The sequence below is a fragment of the Chryseobacterium indologenes genome, from assembly GCF_001295265.1.
In the GTDB taxonomy this organism is placed as follows: Bacteria; Bacteroidota; Bacteroidia; order Flavobacteriales; family Weeksellaceae; genus Chryseobacterium; species Chryseobacterium indologenes_A.
On sequence record NZ_LJOD01000035.1, the window covers coordinates 1 to 4,030 of the forward strand.

5 protein-coding genes are annotated in these 4,030 nt (G+C 26.7%); all 5 read right to left on the minus strand.

What is annotated here, in order from left to right; genetic code table 11:
• The coding region (locus AOB46_RS22365; protein WP_131724448.1) for a hypothetical protein at nucleotides 1-558 on the minus strand (558 nt) is incomplete at its 3' end.
• 316 nt (nucleotides 559-874) lie between these two features.
• Entirely contained in the window at nucleotides 875-1,720 is an 846-nt protein-coding gene (locus AOB46_RS22370; RefSeq protein ID WP_062703584.1) for a hypothetical protein, read from the minus strand.
• Between the two features lie 135 nt (nucleotides 1,721-1,855).
• Entirely contained in the window at nucleotides 1,856-2,527 is a 672-nt protein-coding gene (locus AOB46_RS22375) for a hypothetical protein (RefSeq protein ID WP_062703586.1), read from the minus strand.
• Between the two features lie 178 nt (nucleotides 2,528-2,705).
• Nucleotides 2,706-3,413, minus strand: a complete 708-nt coding sequence (locus tag AOB46_RS22380) for a hypothetical protein (RefSeq protein WP_131724449.1) — start codon at nucleotides 3,411-3,413, stop codon at nucleotides 2,706-2,708.
• 9 nt (nucleotides 3,414-3,422) lie between these two features.
• Nucleotides 3,423-3,836, minus strand: coding sequence for a hypothetical protein (locus AOB46_RS22385; protein ID WP_062703590.1), 414 nt, complete (start codon nucleotides 3,834-3,836; stop codon nucleotides 3,423-3,425).
• Nucleotides 3,837-4,030: the final 194 nt, after the last annotated feature.

The window sequence follows — 4,030 nt, forward strand, 5'->3', positions numbered from 1 at the left end:
AAGTGACAATGGCTTACTAATAATATCGCCCGCAAAGATTTTATATTTCTTATACTTTTCTTTTTGTTCAGTAGTAAAATAAGATTGGATATTATTAGGGATTTTCAGTTTTAAAACAGCATGATATTTCGTATCAGGTGTAATAAGATAATAGCTTTCAGGAGAGAAATAATTATTTTCTAATTCAAAAGAAGTATCGAATTTTATATAATAGGAGAACTCTTGTCCAGATTCCAGAAATAATAAATTCTCGTTTAAATACATATTCTTTTCAGCCTTCTTATTGTCCTTAATTTTATATTTTACTTTCCAATTTTCTAACTTTTCCTGATACTCATCATTCTCTTTTTTAGCAATTATAGATAAGCTGTCAAAGTTAATCAAATCCATATCAATATCCTTTTTACGTGTAGTAGCTTCAAGAGGAAATTCTGTATTAGATTTCTTAATTGACAACTCTAAACACAAGCTTTTATCAACCTTTTTAGAATTCTTAAAGTCTAACCAGAATATATTTCCGTCATAAGCTCTTATTCCTGTAGTATCTAAAGGAATCATGTAATTGTTTTTTGACGTGTTAATAAAAGTGATTTTCATTTTACAATCCAGCATACATTTATTATTCTGTGGGGTTACAGTCATTTTTATTTGTGAATAGACACAAATTGTTGAAAGTAACAAAAAGGCCATTATAGCTTGTTTCATCTTTATTTTTATTAATTTTTCTTAAGATTTACTGTATAATAATTTAGGATGTGAACCATCTTTGTAATGTGTTAAAGATATTAATCGTAATAGAAATAGACTGCTTCAAAGATGAAACAGTCTATTACAAATCTTTACTCTAGTTTAATCCTAGGACCAGCCGATAACACTATTTACGTCCAAAAATTTTAAATAGTATAGGAGATAAGCCTCCTGCTACCATTAAAAATAATCCTAAGTTGGATAATTTAAATTTTTCAATATATATAAACATTATAATTATCCACAAAACTAATATAGCAATAGTAATATATCCATATACTTTTGCAAATTTTGTCTTATACCAATCTTTTTTAGTTATCTCTTTACCCTGTGTTCTATTTAAAAATCTTATTCTTTTCTCTACATCTCTTTTAAGCTCCAAATACTGGCCGCTCTGCTTTATAAAAACATATAACCTTATTTTTTCTGTTGCAAAGTACAATGATGCTTTATATATATATCCTGTATTATCAAATTTATAAGATTTAAGTTCATCCAAATTAAAACTTTTTTTATCAATATAAAGCATATCATCCTTAATTGTGACTTCAAGCTCTTTTTGTAAAATTCTTTTACCAATAAAAAAACAAAATAAAATGGATGCTAAGAGAGTAATTCCAGTATATAAAGGAGTTCTCAAATAAATGTCTGTAAGTATGGGTATTCCATTTACAAAGATTATTGAAAGTATTAAAAATAATATTAATCTTTTTATTAATATAACTTTCATTATATATTTTTTCATAATTATTAAGATTATGGATACCAAAAAGTAGATTCCCAACTCCGGCATATACTGTCCCCAGCCATAATCAAGCATTCCCGTATCATCCTGTAGCTCTTTACCATTGTATTGGTATCGGTAGTAAGGATTTCCTGATGTGGAATTGTATCCCTCATGCTTTAATCCAAACGGATAATAGTTGTTTTCTTCAAGAACGGCTGCTCCTGAGCCGTTATTCTGATAGCTCAACCGTACATTTCCTAACTGATTCGGTATAGTTGTAAATATACTTATTATTTTTAAGATTATAAAAACAACATCAATTATATAGTAATAATAAAGGCTGCTTCAAATCATGAAACAGCCTAGGTTTTACATTATTAATTATTGTATCAATTCTATATTATTACTTTCAAGATTTCCTGTATAGATTTTATATTCTTTTAGTTTTTTCTTCTGAGCAGAAGTTAAATATTGATTAACATTTTTAACCCTACACAAGCTTAAATAAAGCTTATATTTCTTTGACTTCTCAAGAATATAATTATAAAATATTAATTCCTGGGCAGTAATATTATATAAATCAAGTTTTATCTTAAATGAAGTTTTTTCTCCTGGTTTCAGATAAATCAGATTATTCATCAGCCTATAATTCATGAATGCCAGCTTATAATCTTTAATATTATTAGTCTTCCCCCAAGTTAAAACCATTTGTTTTAAATTGTCCCTTTTAGATTGTATTTCTTTAGCTAAAGAGTTAGAATCGTCTGTCTTATTATAACCTATCACATACTCCTCTTTTTTACCATCAGGATCAACCGCATTAAGCATCAACCCAAAATCTGGAAATTCAACCTCATGGTCAGAAAAAGCATCACAATCCTTTTCATAAGGACGGAAATGATATTGATCAATAGGTAAAGCATAATTATTTTTCGAATTATTATAAATGCTTACATGAGCAACAGAATCTATCAAGCAAAATTCTAATTTTATTTGCCCAAATAATGGGAAAAATATAAAAGTGAGAATGACAATTAAATATTTTGTGTACATTTTATTTTTTCTTTATTATTTTCCACTCATATATTAAACAAACCCTAGAATAAATTTATTGGTAGTAGAAATGTTATAAAAAAGATCGAAAAACCACTGCATTTTCACAGTGGCCTTAGTATTTATTATCTCTTACAAATTTCTAAATTACGGAAAGCTAAAATATAGAAAATAAATCTTATTGCTTTATTTCAATTTTATTGCTTACTATTTTACCAACAAATAATTTATATTTTCTTAATGTCTCTCTTTGCGAATCTGTTAAATATTTTATATAAATATTTTTATTTATATAAATAGATAAATATCCTATGTTTTTCTTTTCATTATTTAAAACATAAAATCCTTGTAATGGTCCGTTTTCGCGGTTCGTAATATTTTCTAAATTTAAAGGAACAGAAAATGTAATTTTTTCTTTGGCTTTAAGAAATAATAAATTATTCATTATATAATAATTAATATTTGCGTTTATTTGCTGAACATTATTATTCATCCTCCATTTTTTTATCCTAGTATTGAATTCCTTTTTGATTGAATCATTTTTTGCTTTTATGTTATCAAACTCTGATAGATCTATATGAGAATGTAATTGGGTTTCTATATTCTTTTTATCTGGATTATCATATATGTTGATAGTCAGTCCAAAAAAAGGATATTGATCAATCCAATCAATCTCACTAATATGATAATTATCACTATAATATGGTTGTAAAGATAGGGTATCAATTGGAATTACAATATTTTTATTACTTTCATTATTAAGAGTAATAATAGCATTTTTTCTACTTAAATCTAATTTCCAGTTAATCTTAACCTGAGCATTAAAAGAATTAAATAACATCAAAGCAAAAATAATTGGAAGGCTTTTTAATATTTTGTAAATCATTTATTTATATTACTTATGTCGATTATATTCTATTTTACGTTCTCTAATTAGCTGATAAAAATAAAGACTTACTTTATCAATAATATTTTGATCATATTTGGCTGCCCCATTAGGTCCATAATAAAATGATGCCGCTCCAAGTCCATTTACGCCTTTGAACTTAGGATTACCCATCTGTATTTCCCAATCTATACCAACCGCTTCTTTATAGAAATAAAAAGCTTTTAAGAAAGGAATGCTATTTTGATCTCTTAGTCCTGTTATATCACTAAATTTATCTTTAAAAAATAAGTTATCAAATACATGGTTCATTTCATGCCCTAATGTAAATGCATAGAATAACAAATTGTCAATTTTATTCATATTAACAAAAATAACATCTTTAACTGTTTCGGCAGGATGCTTTAATTGGGGATCTTCCATAAACCTTGGGCTAGTAATTTTAAACAATTCTGATAATGATGGAACCTTTTCAAGCAAACCAATCCTATCATCATAAACTGCTGCTTTTTTCTCAGGAACTCCCAGTTAAATGCAGAGTTTTTACCATAAAAGCTTCTAGTTTAAATAATTATTTTTATTCCTAGGGTTCTCAGCTTTTTTGCCAAAAGGCATCT